Raw genomic sequence first — 20,228 nt, 5'->3', positions numbered from 1 at the left:
AGCCAGGCATAGTGTTAATCGATGACCCGGCGTGAACTGTTGATGTACACGAGCCCGATCGCGAGGCTGACTGCCGCGATAATGATTGGATACCAAAGACCTTCCAGGTAAGGAGCCGCATAAGGCAACACACCTCCTGCCTTTTCGGCTGCCACATTGGCTTCTTTGGCCCCTGTAGCCAGGTACGTTGCCACCGCAGGCAACAGGCCCCCAAATACGCCATTACCAATGTGGTAAGGCAATGACATCGACGTATAACGAATCTTGGTCGGGAACATCTCGACCAGGAAGGCAGCAATAGGCCCATACACCATGGTCACGAAAATAACCTGAACGAACACCAGCCAGATCAGCGACCAACGGTCTGTATCGTTGATAATCACCGTCTTCTTTGTTTCAGGTTTGGCAGGGTCAGCAGCAGGGTCAGCAGCAATTTTCGTTTTGGTTACCTCTGTCAGTTTCGTACCGTCGGTATACTCTTTCGTCACGGTAAGCGTCTTGATCTGTCCACCTGCCACTTTTGGGTCGGCCACCGTTTTCTCCGCAGAGGTCATCCTGCCGGCTACCTCAAGTTTTACGTTAAGGTTGGTTGTCTGGTACATCTTTTCGTAGATGGCCCGGTATGACAAGATCGCGATCAGCATACCCGCCATCATGATGCCTTTGCGCCCGATACGATCAGAAAGCCAGCCGAAAAGCACGAAAAACGGCGTACCCATCAGCAGGGCAACGGCCATCAGTTCATCGGATTGCAGGGCATCGACATTACAGACCGTTTTGATAAAATTCATGGCGTAGAACTGACCCGTGTACCACACCACCCCCTGTCCCATAGTGGCCCCAAACAAAGCCAGCAGCACAAACTTGAAGTTGTATTTGTTGCCGAAGCTCTCTTTTAATGGGTTTGTCGATGCCTTACCTTCCGCTTTTACTTTCGCAAACAGGGGCGATTCGCTCATGTTTTTCCGAATGATGTAGGAGATAAACACCATCACGATCGACACCAGGAACGGCACACGCCAGCCCCAGTCATCAAAGGCTTCTTTTGACAGTGATTGACGCGTGATCAGGATAACGATCAGCGAGACAAAGAGACCAATCGTGGCCGTCGTCTGAATCCATGACGTCCAGAAGCCGCGCTTGTCCGATGGTGAGTGCTCGGCCACATAGGTTGCGGCACCGCCATATTCGCCACCGAGTGCCAGGCCCTGTAAAAGGCGCAGGATCAGCACCAGCAGCGGTGCCCAGAATCCGATCGTTTCATAGGCAGGAACAAGGCCGATCAGGAACGTTGCACCGCCCATGAGCATCAGCGTCACCATGAACGTGTATTTACGGCCAATAAGATCACCCAGCCGCCCGAAGAACAAGGCCCCAAACGGACGGACTACGAACCCCGCGGCAAACGTAGCGAGTGTAGACAGGAAGGCGGCGGTTGGGTTGCCTTCGGGAAAGAACTTGGTGGCCAGTATCACCGCCAGTGATCCGAAGATGTAAAAGTCGTACCACTCGATCAGCGTGCCAACCGACGAGGCGCCGATCACGCTGATGAGCGACCTGGTGCTTGACGCTTTGACAGAGGATGTTTCAGTTACCATGCGAAAATGTAAAGGGAAAGACGGTTAGTTAGTGGGAAAGGCAGTTAGTATGCGAAGACGGTAAGCCATACTAATCGTGAGGTGACGATTGTTTCCGTATTGAGCCCCTTCGAATCGGCTGTCGATGTACCGAAGGCAGCAGCGGTGGATTCATACTCAGCCCCGATTTTGAATTTACCGGCGGTAAACTTCACCTGGTGGCCACACATAACAGGGTATCAATGTCGGTTATGCCCGTAGAGCCATGCCGCAGCAGTAGCGTTGTCGTTCGTTCCGCCGCTCTGGCAATAACCGACAGACAGGCCCGGCACACACGTTTTACTATGACTGTGTATTTCACCTCAAACCGATCTGCGTATTCAGCCTTTTGGCGGTAGTTTTGTTCACTCTCGCGTAAAATCAAACAACGATCATCGGTCAACTTAACCAGGACAGACCGCTTTGACCCGCCCAGCGACTCCCCTATCCGAGTAGTTTTTTCCTATATATGATGCCTTGCTCCCGTTCAATTGCCCTTTTAGTATTGGTTGTAGGTTTATTCCAGGCCTGCCAGTCACGCCCATCTGCTGCGAGCGCCCCGGCTGCACCCGCTACTGCTTCGAACCTGACTGGCCAGCAACTGGCTACTGCTTATTGCAGTAGCTGCCATCTGTATCCAGAACCAGCCTTGCTGCCCAAATCAATCTGGAAAAATAAAGTGCTTCCGCAGATGGCCCTGCGCCTCGGATTCATGGCCGACTCGATTTCGCCGTTCATGTCGCTGGAAGATACCCAGGAAATCAACCGGGTCATTCAGTCGGGGGTCTTTTCAGGTACACCCGTGTTGCATCCCGATGACTGGAAAAAGATTTTTCAGTTCTATGCAGACAATGCGCCCGCTGAACCCGTACCGCCAGTTGCCAAGCCCGCCGTTGCCGTTGGTTTACCACTGTTCAACGTGCGAAGGTTGCCAAAGCGCCTGAAAGCCTCGCTCACGATGCTCCGTTACGATGCACTGCATCACCGTATTCTTGCCGGAAGTGCCGAAGGACAGCTTTATAGCCTGAACAGCCAGTTACAATTGCTCGACTCGATATCGGTAGGGTCAACGCCAACCGATGTCCGGTCGCGACCCGATGGGTCAATTGACGTATTAACGGCTGGGAATATGGAGCCAAACGACCAGTTGAAAGGCAAGTGGCAGCATGTGAGCCTTTCGGGCCAGTCGGGCAGCTTAACCAAACCGACTGGCAACTCCTTAATTGATTCGCTGGGGCGACCGGTAGCAGCCGCCTATGCCGACCTGAATCAGGATGGGCAGGAAGATGTGGTGCTTTGTGAATTCGGTAATTACATAGGTCAATTAAGTTGGTACGAAAAACGGGGAGGGACCTATTTTCAGCACGTGCTCGACCCGGTCCCAGGCGCACGGCGCGCACTGATCCGGGATGTCAACCAGGATGGCCGACCAGATATTGTTGCCCTTCTGACGCAGGGCGACGAACAGATTGCTGTGTACTACAATGACGGCAGCGGACGATTCACGAAAGAAACCCTGCTGCGCTTCCCCTCGGTATATGGGTCCAGTTATTTTGATCTGGTAGATATGGATAAAGACGGAGACCTGGACATTCTGTATACCAATGGCGACAACGGCGATAAATCCTATTCGCTGAAAGCCTATCATGGCGTTCGGGTCTTTCTGAACAATGGCCAGTTTACGTTTACTCAGTCGCTGTTTTATCCACTTTTCGGAGCCACTCAGGCCATTGCCCGCGATTTTGATCAGGATGGCGACCTGGATATTGCGGCGGTTTCGTTCTTTCCAAACTACGACCATCAGCCGGTCGAAGCGTTTGTCTACCTTGAGAACCAGGGGAATTTTCGGGTGAAAGCTCATACGTTTTCGCACCCGGAGCAAGGCCACTGGCTGGTGATGGAGGTGGCCGATGTGGATCAGGATGGCGACGACGACCTGCTGCTTGGTTCTTTCTACCGGGCTATTACCGCAACGCCCCGTCCGCTTTTGCAACAGTGGTATCGGGATGGCAAGGGAATACTCGTACTGGAAAATCAAAAACGACAGCCTGCCCGCCCGGCAACGTACCCAGCAAAGCCACGGAACTGACACGTTGACTCACCAGATTGAACACGATTCATTTCTATAGGTTAAGTAGTCATTATTCGACATAACACTATGGAAAATCAAGCAACAGCCAATTCTGACATCCAGTTTACGGTTGATGAGGCCGATTATAGCATTCCGGAGCGCTCAACGCCCTACGACGTTGCCGACGATGTTTTTGGCATCAAGACGCTGTTCGTCAACGTCTATTTTATAGGTGAGCCGGGTATTGGTAATCCGTGGACACTGATTGATGCCGGTTTTTATGGCTATGCCGACGCCATTCGGCAGCGAGCACAGCAGTTGTATGGGCCCAATAATCCCCCCAGGTCCATAGTTCTAACCCACGGGCATGCAGACCACGTGGGTACGTTGCATACGCTCCTGGCTGACTGGAAGAACGTACCTGTCTACGCTCATCGGCTGGAACGCCCCTATCTTACGGGTGTATCCAGCTACCCACCACCCGACCCGGCCATTGGCGGAGGTGGCATGTCGGTGATGTCGTGGATATTCCCGATCGGGCCGGAAGATTTCAGCGAAGCACTCGTAGAAATTCCAGCTTCCGGCAGAATTGATGAGTTACCTGACTGGCGGGCTATTCACACACCAGGTCACGCGCCGGGTCACATCTCCCTGTTCCGGGATAGAGACCGCACGCTACTGGCTGGCGATGCCTTCGTGACGACCAATCAGAATTCGCTTAGTTCGGTTATCAACCAAACTGAAGAAGTGCACGGGCCACCCGCTTACTTCACCTGCGATTGGGCAGCGGCTGAAGAGTCAGTTAAAAAATTAGCGTTGCTCAATCCACTTCAAGTAGGCACCGGGCACGGGGTCTCGATGCGTGGATTGGATTTACAACTCGAGCTGGGCCGATTGGTCAGCGAATTCCGCCAGCGTTCTATTCCATCAGAAGGCAGATACGTTAAAGAAGCGGCCAAAACCGATGAGAATGGCATTCTATCCATGCCAGCGCCGACATCATACAACATCGCCCGGGCTATTGGCATTGGTATCGCCGTTGGGTTCCTCTGGGGACTATTCCGCTCTGTGCGTAGCTAGCGCTTTTAGTGTAGCTTCGTAGCTGCTGCGCTGTCATTTGTCGTTATCAGTTGTTCATAGTATTGGCAACTCATGACGACAAATGACCATTTTATGGCAGTGCAATAACACGATAACGCCATGAACCGCATCGACCGCCTGACGGCCATACTGATTCACTTACAAAGCAAGCGGGTTGTGCGGGCGCAGGACCTCGCAGATCGATTCAGTATCAGTCTTCGCACTGTGTATCGCGATATTCGAGCGCTGGAAGAAGCAGGCGTTCCCATTGGAGCAGAAGCAGGGGTTGGCTATTTTCTGGACGGCTACCATCTGCCCCCCGTCATGTTTACCAACGCTGAAGCCAGTGCACTCGTGTTTGGCTCGAAACTAGTTGAGCGCATGGCCGACATGTCGCTTCGGGAGCCGTTCGACTCGGCATTGTATAAAGTAAAATCCGTGCTCAAAAAAGCGGAGAAAGATCATCTCGATGAGCTGGAGCCGTTGATCAGAATAGCCAGTTACCGACGCTCCGCCCCGTTTTCTGATCAGCTGCTCAATCAGATCCAGTCGGCCTGCGTGCAGCAACAGGTGTTGGCTATCGACTACCAGACGCCTTATGAGAGTGAACCAACAACGCGTGAGGTAGAGCCTATTGGCCTGTACCATTACAGCTCGGGTTGGCATCTCATCGCTTTTTGTCATCTGCGGCAGGATTACCGGGATTTCAGAACTGACCGTATTCGGCAACTTACCATCACCGGCAGGCTCTTTTCGCGCCAGTCGCTGCTTTCGCTACAAGGGTACCTTGACCGGATGCGGGCAATGGGAAACCGGAAAGACCTGACCGAAGCGATTATCTGGTTCGACAAAAATGCCGCCCGCTACACACAACACCAACGCCTGGATTTCGGCTACCTATCGGAGGAGGTAGCGGGTGATCACGTAAAGATGATCTTCCTGACCCAGTACCCCGAAGGACTGGCCCGGTGGCTCCTGATGTTTGGCAACGCAGCGTCGATTGAGCAACCTGTACAGTTAAAAAAACGGATGGTCGTTCTTGCCGAAGAAATCAGCACGCACCATGCTCAGGCGCAAACGCTGCTGACATAGGGTTGTCATGCCACCCACCTACTTTTGGTCTGGTCGTTCACCAAAACCAAACAGACTAATGACAACTCTACTCTCCATTCCCGACAATGCATTAACAGTCATTGAGACAGCGCCATTCACCGCGCTGACTACCAGTTTACGGGCCAGTTTAGCAACCCTTGCTCAGCTAGGCATGACGGCAGACAGCCGGGTACGTGCTGAAGCGGCCCGGCTTGGCCTCGATCCTGCCCTGGCCACGCAGTGGATTTATACCGGCATTTCCGGTCATCCTGATGATGAGTTCGACCTTCAGGTCGCCTTGCCGATGCAGACAGCCATTACCGGCACACCTGGTCAGTCATTTGCGATTCAAACAATACCTGCTTTCCAGTGCGCACAATACACCTATACCGGAGCCTGGAGCAATCTGGGCGATGTATACGACGCGCTTTTCGTTCAGTTCTATGCCGATGAGCACGTATACGATGGCCGGATGCGCGAAATCTACCAGGTTGTTGACAGGACCAATCAGGCAAACTGTATCACCTGTATCCAGCTAGGCATTGCCTGAATGGGCACGTACCCAGCCCGCTTGCCAGAAGCGGGCTGGGTACGTCTGCCGTCCTCTATTCACTCCCGACAAGCTCTTTCTCGGGCACAGCTGCCGGTTTCTCGGTCACCCGCGCAAAGGCAGCAGCATAATCGGGTCGGGTCGTGCCCATCCATTCGTCCCAGAATCGAAAATAGAGGCCGTAGTTCCCTTTGACATACTGGTGATGCTGATTGTGGTTTACCGACGTGTTCAGCCATTTAGCGAACCAGTGGCGGTTCCAGCTGGCGGGGAACAACTCCCAGCCCAGATGGCCGTACACGTTGTAGACGATCATGAAAAAGAGAAAGGCCAGAATCGTGAACGGATGCAGGGGAAGCACAAACGTAGCCAGCGGCACAATGGCGGCTTCAACAATGGCTTCGAGCGGATGAAACGCGTAGGCAGCCCAGGGCGATGGGTTCGTCGATTTATGATGGACCAGGTGTGTTGCTTTAAAGAGCCGGGGATGGTGCATGGCCCGGTGGGTCCAGTAGAAATAAGTATCGTGCAGGAGAATCAGCCCCAGGAATGATAACAGGCCATAGGTGGTGCCATACTCAGCCCAGTTCAGGTAGACCAAGTTGTCCTGTCGGCGCCCCATGACAACGACCAGCCAGGTTACACCCGTGAAGACCAGCGTGGTGCTTATTGAGTACAAAATCTCGCGCCGGTAGTCGTCCTTTTTCGGGAATCGGGGCTGAATCTTCTTATACGCAATCGCAGCCCGCTTCCCCCCATAAAAGAGCGCGAAGAATAGCCCGGCCACCAGCAGGTAGCGCAACAAGTGGGTTATCCAGACGGCTACTAACCCCCAGCCAGGGTACGATCGTAGAAGCGTATTCATAGTCTCGAAACAGGAATTGTACACGGTCAGTTTCCAGATAGTTCTGCCAAAAATAAACGGAATGGGTTGGGATCGGTTCTACCTGTATGGATATGAACGTCATCCGGCTCGGCACCGGCAAACCTCTGCTGCTCATCCACGGAATCGGCAGCAGCCACCACTCCTGGGATACGATCATCAACGAATTGGCCACCCGGCGCGAGGTGATCGCCATCGACTTGCCCGGATTTGGCGACACGCCCCCATTAGCGGGCGAAACAACGATCGGCGCCCTCGCCGATGCGGTTACTGAGTTCCTTCGCGAAGAGGAATTGCTTGGTATAGACGCTGTGGGGAGTTCAATGGGCGCGCGGCTCGTGCTTGAACTGGCGCGCCGGGGCGGCGTACTGGGCGCTGTTGTTTCCCTCGATCCCGGTGGTTTCTGGCAGGGTTGGGAGATCCCGTTCTTTTACTATTCTGTCCGGCTCTCGGCACAGCTGGTAAACAACCTCCAGCCATTCCTACCTGCATTGACGGGTAACCCAATCTCCCGAACGGTGTTATTGGCCCAGTTCTCGGCACACCCCTGGACTATTCCTGCCCCAATCGCGTTGCAGGAACTCCGCACCTTTACGCCCACGCCCACATTCGTTGCGCTGCTCGACAATCTGGCGCATGGCGAAAAGCAACAGGGGGCACCCGCTGGCTCGATTCAACACCCGCTCGTCATTGGCTGGGGCAGACAGGATCGCGTCTGCCTGCCCAGTCAGGCGAAGCGGGCGCAACATCTTTTTCCCGACGCAAAGCTCCACTGGTTTGATGACAGTGGCCATTTTCCTCAGCTCGACGTCCCCGAAGCAGCGACGAAATTGATTCTTCAGGTGACCGACGGAACGTACCTACCGCAGGAACCAACGCTGGAAACAGCTGTATTACCGACCCGGAGCGAGCCCGATACCCTCCTCATCGGCGTTGGAACAGCCGTCATTGTCGCAGGTTTGTTTATCGCGATTCGTTTGGCGACCAGCCGGTAAATCACGGAAACGTGTCGCGTTGAGCTTCGTCTCGAAGCCCCGTTTTTTACCTTTGTCTATGCCGCTCCCCAATTTATCTGACGCTGACCGAACCTTTATCACGAACCACCTGAACGCCGATGTGCAGTCGTTGTTACTTCGGCCTCCGGCAGGCATATCGGGCATACGCCTTCGTGAATTGGCCGAACAGATTCAGTCGCGACAAAAAGCCAGAACGAAGTTACCCGCCTGGTATGCCAACCCTGACCTGACCTTTCCTCCACCCTTATCGGTTGAGCAGGCCTCATCGGAGCGAACAGCCACCTACAAAGCGTCGCTCGTATCGGGCCACAGCCTGGCCGACCTCACCGGCGGCATGGGCGTCGACACGGCGGCGTTCGCCCGGAACATGGCGCAGGTCGTGTATGTGGAACGTACCCAGTCGCTCGCTGCGTTGACGGCCCTGAACCTGTCAGTACTTGGCCTGCATACTGTTTCCGTACAGACTGGTGACGGGCTTGACTGGCTCGCCAGCCAACCGGAGCCGCTCGACTGGCTATATCTTGACCCCGCCCGCCGCGACACGCGGGCGGGCCGAGTCGGTGAGCGCGTAGTGGGCCTGACTGATTGTGAACCGGATGTGCTAACGCATCTGTCCCTGTTGCTCAGCAAAGCACAGAACCTGCTGATCAAGACCTCCCCCCTGCTCGATATTGAAGCGACGCTGCGTCAGTTGCCCACTACCCGCGCTGTTCACACAGTGGCTGTTCGGGGCGAGGTAAAGGAAATCCTCTTTGTGCTTGGTCAGCAGCACCTACCCAGCGCCGATGTGCAGATGTCGGCCATCAACCTGCGTGAGCAGGCTGAGCCACACCTTTTCACTTATCGACGCGGCAATGAGGCCACAGCGCCCGTATTACTTGCTGATCCGGCAGCGTACCTGTATGAACCCAACGCCGCCCTGTTGAAAGCAGGCGCTTTCCGGCTGGCGGGTGACCGGTTTGGCTTGAGCAAACTGGCCCCGCATAGTCATCTGTACACGAGCGATACCCTGGTAGCCGACTTTCCGGGACGGATATTTCAGGTCGATGCTGTTTGTCGGGCAGACCGGAGATCAGTGCTGAACCACGTACCTGACGAACAGGTAAACCTCACGGTCCGCAACTTTCCACAGTCCGTTGCTGTACTTCGTAAGCAACTGGGCCTGCGCGAAGGTGGCAGCGTTTACGTCTTCGCCACAACACTCCGAAACGGCGAGAAACGATTGATTGTTACCCGCAAAGCTGTAATATAGGCCCCAATTTCAACCATCTTTACTAACTATGAACCTCCGTAACGTACTGGTAAGCGTCAGCTTTTTGCTGACAGCGGCAAACGTCCAGGCACAAACAGTGTATGCTGGCGAACAAACCATCGATAAGCAGCTATACAAAGGGTTATTCCTGACCATTCCGCTGAGCGACAAGCAGGTGGAAAAAGAGTGGGAGGAGTACATCAAACCCTTCGGTCGAACTTCGTCGTCGCGCGGAACGTACCGGATCACCACCGCCGACATGAAAGACATTTCGGCCGAGCCAGTCAATTTCACCAGCCAGGTGAAGGGGAACAAAAAATCGACCACCATTTTCACGGCCTATGATCTGGGCGGCGGGAATTATGTCAGTGCCGGCAATGGCAATTACGATGCGGCCGATAAACTGCTGAAAGATTTTGCGGCCAAATCGCTCTTCAATGACGAGGTCCGTGTGGCCGAAGATGGCTTCAACGAGTCGCAGAGGAACCACCAGAAACTGGTCAAGAAAGGTGAAACGCTGGCCCGCGACATCGAGAACAACAAAAAGGAGAAGGAACGGCTGCTACGAAAGATCGACGAGAACGCGAAGGAACTCGAGCAACTCCTGAAAGATGTTGAGACGAACAAGGTAGACCAGACCACGGCTTCGACAGACATGGATAACAAGCGTAAAAACGTGGAAACGGTAAAAGCGAAGAAACAGTAGGCTCGTCTGCGTCTAGCTTTTTAGTCCCCCCAATAAGCCATTCAGGTACGTTGGAGGGACTTTTTGCGTTTTTCGATACTGATCGCCCAAAATGATTTCGCCTAAAAAGAAGCGTTTACCGCACCCATGCGTTATCTATGCATCAACATGTGCGCCTGATTAGCGGTAATCTGCTTTCGATCCTCTGCATTGACGGTGTTGACCAAGCCAGTAACCAGCCACATGTACACTCAGTAACTTCCCCGTGTCTGCTAGACGCTTTGGGTACGTTACTCCTCTCTTTGGCAGTTGACATACTGCACGTACGGCCTGCCTGCAAAGGTGCGCTTACCAGTCAAATCATTTCGCGGTTCATCGGCTCTATCCTGGTTGATAGTGCCCCTGTTACTGCATATTCTTTCCAACAAGTAAATCTGAGTCAACCATGTCGATCGATATAAAGAAGGCGAAAAAAGTAGTCGCTAAAGGAGCTAAGGCCGGGCATAAAGTTCCGAAGTACGAGCAACGCGAAACCGACGCAGCACCAGCTGCGCCAAAACCTGCACCGAAAGGCGGTAAATAGCGATTCAGCCGTGGATCGGCAGTTGAGCTGATCCACGACTGAACTGATTGAGGTGGGTTGATCAACACGCTCGTCAAAGCCCACACACGTAACTCCGTCATGAATACACTCATCGTAGAAGACGAGCCCGCAATGGCTGAGGAAATTGCTCACTTTCTGCGAAAAGTAGGGTTTGTCTGCGATGTGGCGAGTACGGGAAAAGAGGCATCTGAACGAATCTGGATGAACAACTACGATTTCGTGCTTATCGATCTGGGCCTTCCCGATTACGATGGCTTTGACCTCCTACAGGAAACCATTCTCTGTCAGCATGATGCCTCATATCTGATTCTGACGGCCAGTGGCGAGTTGGGCAGTAAGCTAAAGGGCCTAAATCTGGGAGCCGACGATTATATCACGAAGCCGTTTTCATTGCTAGAGCTGCACGCCCGTATGCTGGCGATCAATCGCCGAAAACACGGGCTCACCGAACCTGACATCATTTTCTCTGGCTTTGTCCTTGATCCGCTGGCCCGGCGGGTTCATTTTGGGGCGCGGGAACTGGAGCTTACGCGCCGCGAATACGATCTGCTGCATTATCTATTGCTTTACCGGAATAGGGTGCTGACGCGCCTGCAACTGGCAGAACATATCTGGGGAAATATGGCCGACGATGGGCCCGACTCCAATTACATTGATGTGCATCTGAAAAACCTGCGCAGAAAGTTGGCGGTCCATGCGTCAACAGACTGGCTGGAAACGGTGCGAGGCGTAGGCTACCGGGCGAATTTACCCCGAATCCTATGAGGCTGGCCGTCAAAATAATGCTGTACAACACGCTCATGCGCTTTCTGCTGGCGGGTGGCTGTTGGGCATTCTGGCCGGTACCAATTACCCCGTTATGGTATATCGTGGTCCTGGTGAGCCTGAGCCTCATGGTCCCGGCAGACCTTGGCTACAGCCATTTTTTGCTGCAGCCCATGCGCCTGCTTATTCGGCGAAAGCTACGCCTGATTCAGGATCCGGGACAGTTCGACTTTGTTCCGCTGAAAACAACAACGACTGACCTGCGTCAGCTCGACAAACGGATCAATAACCTGATGAGTCAGCTCGACATTCGGTTCGCCTGCGAAAAAGCGTTTACCGCCTATGCGTCTCATGAGCTACTAACACCAATCGCCGTATTACGCAATCGATTCGATAACATCATTGCCGACGACGAAACGCCTGACCACATTGCCGCCCGCCTTGTCGACTCGCAACAGACACTCCTTCGGTTAAGCCGGATTGTGCAGATGCTGCTTTGTCTGGCGCGGATCGAAAACCACCAGTACCTGAAAAACGAAACCGTGTCAATCAGGTCTGTCCTGCTGGAAGTGCTTCACGCGCTTGATGACCGCATTGCTATGAAAGAGATCATCCTGACACTGGAACCCGGTCCCGACATTGTGAGTATTTCAGCGAATCATTCGTTGCTGTACACCATGTTGCTCAATCTGATTGGCAACGCAGTTCGCTACAACCGGGACCAGGGGCATGTAACGATCGGGTGGGGTCAGTTTGGCAATCGACCAACGTTAACTATTTCAGATAGCGGCCCTGGAATGACAACTGAACAGATTGCGATGCTAACGCAGTATGGACGCCCGGTGAAAGCCACTGGCAACGGCATCGGCCTCCAGGTAATCCAAACAATCAGCCGTTTTCACCATATTGGTATTTCAGTTGACCTACCCGTGGAGTCAGGCACATTAATTACATTAAAATTTACTGATATTCAATAAGTTATATTTCATACTCTCTTCATAATCGAGTAGTATGTTTAGGGGAAATACAACCACCTACCATAAATCGACTATGAAATTCTTCATTCCATTCACCATTAACCCCATTCAGGCAGAACGCGTCTATAATCGGGTGGCCAAACGAATCAGGAGCATGGGGTATGACCTTAAATCTGATCGGATATACAAAGTTATTTTCAGACGCGGCGACAAGCTCGTTAGTGAAACTGTGGGAGCCGCCTCAGATAATGGAGAGGTTGTCGTCACTATTTTTAAAGACAACATTGGCTATTTCGTTTGCACCTACAGCCACGGTGTTGTCTGGGGTGAACCCACCCTGGCCCGGTACACCGAAGTTGAATCAGTCGATTTTTTTGATAAAGCTGATGTTGTTCTGTCAGGAGCAGAACCCTATCTATTGGCCACCAAACTGCCTCCCTTGGCTGCTGAATAACACACGTTCGCCAATACTTACCTGACTCACCACTGAAGGGCATACGGATGATCCGATGCAGATGCATTCCGGTGGTGTTGACGGCTCTACAGCGATAATGATGGGTACAGTCTCGCTGTTGCCCCCCTACAAGTGACGAGCAAAGGGGGTATTGCGGGCCTACTTAGTCCCCCCCTTCCCGGCCGTAAAATCAATGGAATAGACAAGATTGAGCCTGAAGCCATTGTTCACTTCAAAAACTGGTTTGCCGGTAGCCTGGTCAAGATCGGCATGCTGCACAACCTGATTCAGGTAGTTCAATTCAAGCTGAACGTTATCGCGGAACTGATAGCCCAGGCCGACCGAAATACGGTTCTGATTAAAGATATTCTGCCCCACGTTTCGTCCGAATCCGATAAAAACCTCGTCGAAAAAAGTCATGTATACTTCGCCGTCATCGATTGTCGGGCCAGACAGCGGCAACTCCCCGGCCATCTGATAACGGATCCTGTTCTGAAATTCCCAGTCAGCGACATTTCTCGGGTTCTGGTCCGATAAGGTAGCCAGCCAGCGTTGTTCCAGCCGAAATCGCTGCGTTATGTCCAGCTTTCCATACTTACTTATAAATTGAATATCCTCATGAATCCGACGTTCAGCATAGGGCACTCCGGCATCAGCTTGTGGATACCTCCCATACGGAAACGTGGTAAAATAGGTGAACCCACCCCCAATCTTTACCTGCTCATTGAGACTCCGATTTACCCCAAGCCGGGCAAGCGACTGCTGCCAGGTACGTATCAGGTCAATGCGCCGCCACTGATATTCCGTATGAATTGACCAGTTTTTACTGATCGTATGGTCGCCATTATAGGTATACCAGCCAATGGTATTATGGTCAAGCACACGGTTCTGCCCATCGACAGTGCCACTAAGCAGGCAGAGCAAAGCCGTGATCACGAGCTGGCAGTTGCTGTATTTTCGATTGATCATGGAATGGCGCGGCCAGTTGCAGCAAAGCAGAACCCAATGTCTACTCACTCAAAGTCGGAACAGCCAGTTATAGGGTTTGTTTAGCAATGCGCGCCTATGGGCAGATTGAGTGGGTTGTCTCTACCCAGGTTGCGGAGACGTACCCCTGCTTGTGTCCCGTTAACTGATTAAAAAAAAGATAATTTTTGCATTTTTCTTGGGACAGTCTTCAAATTATATAGTTTTACTTATTCTTCCTCTTTTTACTCACACGTCCATCTTATCGCCCATTCTTATTGGCATCTTGTCATGGCGACCACTCAACTAACCACAGAACGTTTTTCGCTTTATCAGCACGAACATCAGCAATGGCTTCGGGCACTCGCCCTCTACTCTGACCAGGAGAGCTACTTTACCTCGCTCCTGTCCTATGTCTGCGACACGACAGCCGACTTCGACACAGTGAATCGGTCGGTGTCTTTTCGCCAGTGGTTTACCGGTCTTCGGGCTCAGATGGCACAGCTCTCCGAATTAATTGAGATGGAGGAGCAGTCATCGGCTAAACGAACACCGAACTGGCAGCGTCGCCAGGAGATTGACGAGCGTCACCGGCGGCTGCGTAGCGGCTATCAAATGCTCGAACAACAGTTCATCAACGTTCGTCAACAATTTTACGCCTTCATTACACCTTATGTAGAGTAAGCATTCCGGGCTTAACTTGCCCCCATGCTAGTTGCCTCCCACCTGTCTAAATCATTTACTGATCTTCCCGCCGTCCGGAATGTTTCACTAACGCTCGACGGCGGACAAATTATGGCCCTGGTAGGTGCCAGCGGGTCAGGAAAAAGCACCTTGCTGCACCTGATTGCCGCCCTCCTCGATGCAGACCGGGGCGAAGTGCGGCTCGATGGCCACCTGATTCCCGGTCCAAAAGACGTGCTGGTGGCGGGGCATCCCCAGATTCGGGTGGTGCCGCAGGAATACCAGTTGATGCCCAACGTGTCAATTCGCGAAAATATCAGTTATGCGCTTCGGTTCTATGAACGTACCTACCGCGAAGCCCGGGTCGATGAGTTACTGAAGCTCTGCCGGCTGGAAAACGTTCAGCATCACAAACCACGCGAAGCATCAGGTGGCGAAAAGCAACGCACGGCCATTGCCAGAGCAGTAGCCGAACCCGCCCGGGTCTTACTGCTCGACGAACCATTTAGCCACCTGGACTTACCTAACCGCCTTATTATCCGGGATTTATTGTTTGAGTTGATCAAACGTCACCCCCACGACTCTCCGCCGCCCGCCTGTCTGTTTGTGACCCATGATGCCACCGATGCTTTGTCTATAGCGGATCAGATCGGCATTCTTCAACAGGGACAATTGAAACAGGTGGGCAGCCCGCGCGCGATTTATGCCAACCCCGGAACAACGTATGCGGCCCGGATGACTGGCCCGGTAAACAGCATCCGGGGGAAACACCTCGCGGCCCTGGGCCTTCCGCCTTCCGATGCCCCTGAAGCAATCTTCGGCCTCCGTCCCGAGCATATCGTCCTCGACAGCGACGGGCCAATAGCAGGACGGGTTCGGGCGGTATTTTTTCAGGGTAGCCGAAGCGAGCTCGACGTGACAATTAGCCGGTATGTTTCGCTACGCCTGCTCACCGAGCGCGACGATGTACAAATTGGTGATCAGGTACGTATGCGCATCAGCGCAAATCGATTGATGCCCATAGGCTAATGTTCAGGTTTGTGGTCTCGAGGGAATCGCTTAACTTTCCCTTCATACAACAATCAGGAAACTATGCCCGAATTCACGCTTGGGATTGAAGAAGAATTCCAGACCATTGATCCCGAAACCCGCGAGTTGCGCTCGCACATGTCGAAGCTCGTCGATGGTGGGCAGATCATCCTTCAGGAACGTGTAAAGGCCGAAATGCACCAGGCGGTTGTGGAGGTTGGCACAAATATTTGCCACAATATTCAGGAGGCGCGCCAGGAAGTGACCTTTTTGCGGCGTGAAATTATTGAACTGGCCGAACGGCAGAACCTGCATGTAGCCTCTGCAGGCACGCATCCGTTTTCTGACTGGCAGCACCAGCTGATCACGCCCAACGAACGGTACGACCGCCTTATTGAGGAGATGCGGGATGTGGCCCGCTCAAACCTGATTTTCGGCATGCACGTGCATGTAGGCATTGCCAGCCGTAATGAAGGGATTCAGATCATGAACGCGGTGCGGTACTTTTTGCCTCATATTTACGCCCTTTCTACCAATTCGCCCTTCTGGTGCGGTCGTAATACAGGCTTCAAATCGTACCGGTCGAAGGTGTTCGATAAATTTCCGCGCACCGGTATTCCCGATTATTTCAGCAGCGCTGCCGAGTACGACGAGTACATTGCCCTGCTGGTAAAGACGGGGTGTATCGACAATGGCAAGAAAATCTGGTGGGATATCCGGCTCCATCCTTTCTTCGACACCATCGAGTTCCGTATCTGCGACGTACCTATGCGGGTCGATGAAACTGTTTGCCTGGCGGCGATCATGCAGGCGCTCGTAGCCAAAATCTACAAGTTGCAACAGGCCAACCTGAACTTCAGGCCCTACCGACGGGTGCTTATATCCGAGAACAAATGGCGGGCGGCCCGCTACGGTATCGAGGGCAAACTCATCGATTTTGGCAAACAGATAGAAGTGCCCACCCATGAGTTGATTTATGAGCTTCTCGCCTTTGTCGACGATGTTGTCGACGAACTGGGAAGCCGCGAAGAATGCGAATACGTACACGAAATTCTCAGGAACGGAACCGGTGCCGACCGCCAGTTGGCGGTTTTCAATGAAACCAACGATTTAAAAGCCGTGGTCGATTATATCGTCAAGGAAACTTCATACGGACTCAGGTAGTTGACCAGGTAGCAGCCAACTGGTTTATCTGGTTGGTTGCTATGATCTTTTTATCCCTATGAGAATTGCTATTTTAGATATGTACAACAACGTGGCCAATGAAGGCATGCGTTGTATTTTACAGGCCATCCAGCGAATCGAAGCTGCCGACGGAATAGCCCTGCCCTACACGGTTTTCAATGTGCGGGCCGAGAATCAACTCCCAGACCTCTCCTTCGACGCTTATATTTCGACGGGCGGACCAGGCATTCCGTTACCCCTGGGCGAGCCCTGGGAGGTGCCTTATTTCGAGTTGATCGATGCCCTCTTTGCGCATAACCTGACGCAGGAAACCAGGAAGCACTTATTTTTAATTTGCCATTCCTTTCAGCTGGTAGCGGGGCACCGACACCTTGGCACCATCAGTAAACGCAAATCCACTTCGTTTGGCATTTTCCCGATGCACCAGACCGATGCTGGTCAGAACGAACCGTTGTTCAGCCCATTGCCCGAGCCATTTTACGCGGTCGATTCGCGTGATTACCAACTAACGGAGCCCCAGATGGCCGAATTTGAGGCACAGGGAGCCGAGTTGCTCTGTCTGGAGAAAATCCGTCCCCACGTCAATCTGGAACGGGCCGTAATGGCCATTCGGTTTACCAATGAAATCGTGGGTACGCAGTTTCACCCGGAGGCAGATACCGAAGGCATGCTCCGGTACTTCTTGAAGGAAGAGAAACGGACCCAGATTGTTACCAACTATGGGCAGGCTAAATATGATGAGATGGTGGACTATTTGCAGGACCCCGCCAAAATTGCGCTGACGGAATCGGTGATCTTACCTGGTTTTATCAGGAACGCTATTCGTGAACAATCGGCGGTCGAAGCCAACTATCCGGCTTAAAACGAATTCTCCCGGCTTACACTATTCTGTTATGATCGAATCCATTCGCAGCCAATACAACGCGCATTTTACCGTTGACCGGTACCACGCCTTTCTCGCCCAGATACATGCCGACTATCCGGGACAGTTAGATTTCCGCGTGGCCGAAACACCTGTCTTTGTTCCCAAACAACTGACAGCTAAAATGCTGACAGCCTGCGATGATATTGTTCGTACCATCACCCAGCCCGATTTTCGGTCGAAGACCGAACCAGCCATACCGCCCGGACAATACGTACCTGGCGAAGGGGTCGGCAGCCACACCACGTTTATGGCGGTCGATTTTGCCATCTGCCGCAATGAGTCGAGCGGCGAGCTAGAACCGCAGCTTATTGAGTTACAGGGCTTTCCGTCGCTTTATGGTTTTCAGCCTTATCTGTCAGCGCGTTTTCGCGCCCATTTTCCAATCCCCGAGTCAGTCAGTCACCTCTTCGGCATCAACACCAACGCAGACTACATCGCTGCCCTGCGCCAGTTGATCGTCGGCGACTGCGATCCTGAAGAAGTGATCCTGCTGGAGATCTATCCTGAAAAACAAAAGACCCGCATTGATTTCGCTCTGACGAAGCATTACATCGGGATCGACGCCGTCTGTTTAACCAAAATAAAGAAACGGGGCCGTCAACTCTATTATGAGAAAGAGGGTCGAGAGGTGCGCATTCGTCGAATCTATAACCGGTTGATTTTTGATGAACTGGCGGCGATGCCTGACCTGGACACTGCGTTTAAACTGACCGATGAGGTAGACGTACACTGGGTCGGTCATCCGAACTGGTTTTTCCGGATCAGTAAGTTCACCCTACCGCTCATCGAGAGTGCCTACGTACCCAAAAGCTACTACCTCAGCGACCTGACAGCCGTACCGACGGATCTGGAGAACTATGTACTGAAGCCCCTCTTTTCGTTTGCCGGCAGTGGCGTCAAGATCAACGTGACGCCCGCTGATATTGACGCCATTCCCGCCTCGGAACGGGGTAATTATCTGTTGCAGCGGAAAGTACGCTATGAACCAGTCGTTGCCGCGCCCGATGACCACGTAAAGTGCGAAGTTCGCCTGCTGTTTATCTGGCCCGACCATGCCGACAAGCCGCAGCTAATCACCAACTTAGCCCGGCTGAGCCGTGGGGAAATGATTGGCGTTCGCTTCAACAAAGACTTCGACTGGGTTGGCGGCACTATCGCCTATTTCGAGCAGTAATTATTTCCCGATACGTACCTGGTAGCTGGCTGATGGCAGAAAAAATAAATTCGACCCCGCCATGATACCATCGGGGCCAAATGGTATGTTGACCGACAAATCAAACGAGTGCCGCTGCCTGTCGAACCTGAGCCCGGCCCCCAGCTTACCAAGCGAAACGTTGTAGCCCCCCAGCAACAGCATGTTTTCGCTGATAAACGTGAGCGACGGCCTGATCTTCCGAACAACACTCACCGAAAGCAGTTGGACTGGCTCATTACCACTTGTGCCTGTACCGACACCGACCGTAATGTTATTCTGCGAGTCGCCGACAGAAACAAGGCCCTGCAAAAAACCGGTTGTTGTGGTTCGGTCAAACAAGGAACCGTATAACAGCTGTGCCTGGATACCGATTCTGACCCGAGGCCCCAGCGGCGCTGACAACTTCGTCGTGAAGGCGCCAAACAACGTAGGCACAAACGTAAAAAACGTGGCGCCAACGCTCCAGTTATCGGTAATGCCTACATCAAACTGACTGAAGTACAGGGCCGTATTCCGGTAATATACCCGTCCTCGCTCAGCCTGATAGGCGCTCGGAAGTAAATTCAGATACTGCGGAAACAGGTTCGGGTTTCCGCTCGACGACTCCCGGCGGCCGACCAGCTCAGGTACCCTGGGGCGCTCCATGCGAACAACCCGCCTGGCTGGTATGTAAACGGTGCCCAGGGCTTCATTCTTCACCACAACCCGACTGGAATCCTGGCTGATGACCGCTGCGTTAAGGCGTGTACCATCCGTTAGCGTAATCTCGTAGGTGCTGGGGGAAACCGTCGTTGATACTGGCTGATCAACAGACCGTACCGAGCCCAGCGGCGCGTAGTAGATGGCTGTATCAGCCGACACCGGTGCAGTAGCGCTCAACTGTTTCAGCAATTCTTTCTCAACATACGTCAGTTGCCCGTTTTTCATCCGTACCGTATACATCATACTGTCCCGTCTGATGATACGGCCCTGAATATGTGACCCGTCGGTCAGCAGGATGTAGTAGGGTTTACCGTTCGTTGTATCAACGGGTGGGGCCTGCGCCCAGGCAACGGCCATAGTTACCAGCAGTAGAAGTGAGGCAAGCAGAACTGTTTTCATAAGCGGGTTGGTTTAGGAAGAGAAGCAGACACCGGCATTTGACCCTACTTGTCGGCCAACCGTTTAATTCAGGCCTGAATTTAAACCAGCCGATTTCG

At 53.0% G+C, this 20,228-nt stretch carries 20 protein-coding genes; 16 read left to right on the top strand and 4 right to left on the bottom strand.

All coding sequences use genetic code 11. The annotated features are described in order from the left end of the window. Positions 1-14 precede the first annotated feature (14 nt). A complete protein-coding gene (locus ACAW75_RS02940) occupies positions 15-1,598 on the bottom strand; it encodes an MFS transporter (protein ID WP_370727178.1) in 1,584 nt (527 codons plus the stop codon). 523 nt (positions 1,599-2,121) lie between these two features. Between ACAW75_RS02940 and ACAW75_RS02935 the strand changes: the two genes are divergently transcribed. The 4 genes from ACAW75_RS02935 to ACAW75_RS02920 all read left to right on the top strand — a co-directional run bounded on the left by ACAW75_RS02935 (position 2,122) and on the right by ACAW75_RS02920 (position 6,409). Then, positions 2,122-3,705, top strand: a complete 1,584-nt coding sequence (locus ACAW75_RS02935) for an FG-GAP repeat domain-containing protein (RefSeq protein WP_370727177.1) — start codon at positions 2,122-2,124, stop codon at positions 3,703-3,705. Positions 3,706-3,774: 69 nt separating this feature from the next. Beyond that, a complete protein-coding gene (locus tag ACAW75_RS02930; protein ID WP_370727176.1) occupies positions 3,775-4,767 on the top strand; it encodes an MBL fold metallo-hydrolase in 993 nt (330 codons plus the stop codon). Positions 4,768-4,887: 120 nt separating this feature from the next. Next, complete coding sequence (locus ACAW75_RS02925; RefSeq protein ID WP_370727175.1) at positions 4,888-5,859, top strand: helix-turn-helix transcriptional regulator; 972 nt, start codon at positions 4,888-4,890, stop codon at positions 5,857-5,859. A gap of 58 nt (positions 5,860-5,917) precedes the next feature. After that, positions 5,918-6,409 carry a GyrI-like domain-containing protein gene (locus ACAW75_RS02920; protein ID WP_370727174.1) on the top strand — a complete coding sequence of 164 codons (492 nt, stop codon included), beginning with the start codon at positions 5,918-5,920 and terminating at the stop codon, positions 6,407-6,409. Positions 6,410-6,464: 55 nt separating this feature from the next. Here ACAW75_RS02920 and ACAW75_RS02915 read toward each other — a convergent pair whose 3' ends face one another. Then, complete coding sequence (locus ACAW75_RS02915; RefSeq protein ID WP_370727173.1) at positions 6,465-7,274, bottom strand: sterol desaturase family protein; 810 nt, start codon at positions 7,272-7,274, stop codon at positions 6,465-6,467. 86 nt (positions 7,275-7,360) lie between these two features. On the opposite strand from ACAW75_RS02915, the gene ACAW75_RS02910 reads away from it, so the two are divergent. From ACAW75_RS02910 to ACAW75_RS02880, 7 genes are all read left to right on the top strand, one after another. Beyond that, positions 7,361-8,287, top strand: a complete 927-nt coding sequence (locus ACAW75_RS02910) for an alpha/beta fold hydrolase (protein ID WP_370727172.1) — start codon at positions 7,361-7,363, stop codon at positions 8,285-8,287. Between the two features lie 58 nt (positions 8,288-8,345). Next, complete coding sequence (locus tag ACAW75_RS02905; protein ID WP_370727171.1) at positions 8,346-9,560, top strand: THUMP-like domain-containing protein; 1,215 nt, start codon at positions 8,346-8,348, stop codon at positions 9,558-9,560. 28 nt (positions 9,561-9,588) lie between these two features. Beyond that, positions 9,589-10,266, top strand: coding sequence for a hypothetical protein (locus ACAW75_RS02900; RefSeq protein WP_370727170.1), 678 nt, complete (start codon positions 9,589-9,591; stop codon positions 10,264-10,266). Positions 10,267-10,690: 424 nt separating this feature from the next. After that, entirely contained in the window at positions 10,691-10,828 is a 138-nt protein-coding gene (locus ACAW75_RS02895; RefSeq protein WP_370727169.1) for a hypothetical protein, read from the top strand. 99 nt (positions 10,829-10,927) lie between these two features. Beyond that, the gene (locus tag ACAW75_RS02890; RefSeq protein WP_370727168.1) at positions 10,928-11,614 is read left to right on the top strand and encodes a response regulator transcription factor; all 687 of its coding nucleotides are present in this window, start codon (positions 10,928-10,930) and stop codon (positions 11,612-11,614) included. 35 nt (positions 11,615-11,649) lie between these two features. After that, the gene (locus ACAW75_RS02885; RefSeq protein ID WP_370727167.1) at positions 11,650-12,591 is read left to right on the top strand and encodes a sensor histidine kinase; all 942 of its coding nucleotides are present in this window, start codon (positions 11,650-11,652) and stop codon (positions 12,589-12,591) included. A 73-nt stretch (positions 12,592-12,664) separates the two neighbouring features. Further along, positions 12,665-13,045, top strand: a complete 381-nt coding sequence (locus tag ACAW75_RS02880; RefSeq protein WP_370727166.1) for a hypothetical protein — start codon at positions 12,665-12,667, stop codon at positions 13,043-13,045. A 159-nt stretch (positions 13,046-13,204) separates the two neighbouring features. Here ACAW75_RS02880 and ACAW75_RS02875 read toward each other — a convergent pair whose 3' ends face one another. Continuing rightward, a complete protein-coding gene (locus tag ACAW75_RS02875) occupies positions 13,205-14,014 on the bottom strand; it encodes a DUF2490 domain-containing protein (RefSeq protein ID WP_370727165.1) in 810 nt (269 codons plus the stop codon). A gap of 288 nt (positions 14,015-14,302) precedes the next feature. Here ACAW75_RS02875 and ACAW75_RS02870 point away from each other — a divergent pair, with 288 nt between their 5' ends. The 5 genes from ACAW75_RS02870 (at position 14,303) to ACAW75_RS02850 (ending at position 19,008) form a co-directional block, all read left to right on the top strand. Beyond that, positions 14,303-14,695, top strand: a complete 393-nt coding sequence (locus ACAW75_RS02870; protein WP_370727164.1) for a hypothetical protein — start codon at positions 14,303-14,305, stop codon at positions 14,693-14,695. A 24-nt stretch (positions 14,696-14,719) separates the two neighbouring features. Then, positions 14,720-15,724, top strand: a complete 1,005-nt coding sequence (locus tag ACAW75_RS02865; RefSeq protein ID WP_370727163.1) for an ABC transporter ATP-binding protein — start codon at positions 14,720-14,722, stop codon at positions 15,722-15,724. Between the two features lie 63 nt (positions 15,725-15,787). Further along, positions 15,788-16,888, top strand: a complete 1,101-nt coding sequence (locus ACAW75_RS02860; protein ID WP_370727162.1) for a carboxylate-amine ligase — start codon at positions 15,788-15,790, stop codon at positions 16,886-16,888. A 58-nt stretch (positions 16,889-16,946) separates the two neighbouring features. After that, complete coding sequence (locus tag ACAW75_RS02855; RefSeq protein WP_370727161.1) at positions 16,947-17,771, top strand: type 1 glutamine amidotransferase; 825 nt, start codon at positions 16,947-16,949, stop codon at positions 17,769-17,771. A gap of 31 nt (positions 17,772-17,802) precedes the next feature. Further along, on the top strand, positions 17,803-19,008 hold the full coding sequence (locus ACAW75_RS02850; RefSeq protein WP_370727160.1) for a hypothetical protein: 1,206 nt from the start codon (positions 17,803-17,805) through the stop codon (positions 19,006-19,008). On the opposite strand, the gene ACAW75_RS02845 is transcribed toward ACAW75_RS02850, so the two are convergent. After that, on the bottom strand, positions 19,009-20,130 hold the full coding sequence (locus tag ACAW75_RS02845) for a hypothetical protein (RefSeq protein WP_370727159.1): 1,122 nt from the start codon (positions 20,128-20,130) through the stop codon (positions 19,009-19,011). It abuts the gene before it with no gap. Positions 20,131-20,228 lie beyond the last annotated feature (98 nt).

The organism is Fibrella arboris, assembly GCF_041321095.1.
GTDB lineage: Bacteria > Bacteroidota > Bacteroidia > Cytophagales > Spirosomataceae > Fibrella > Fibrella arboris.
Note: the sequence above shows the minus strand (reverse complement) of the source record. Positions and strands in the feature narration are given on the sequence as shown.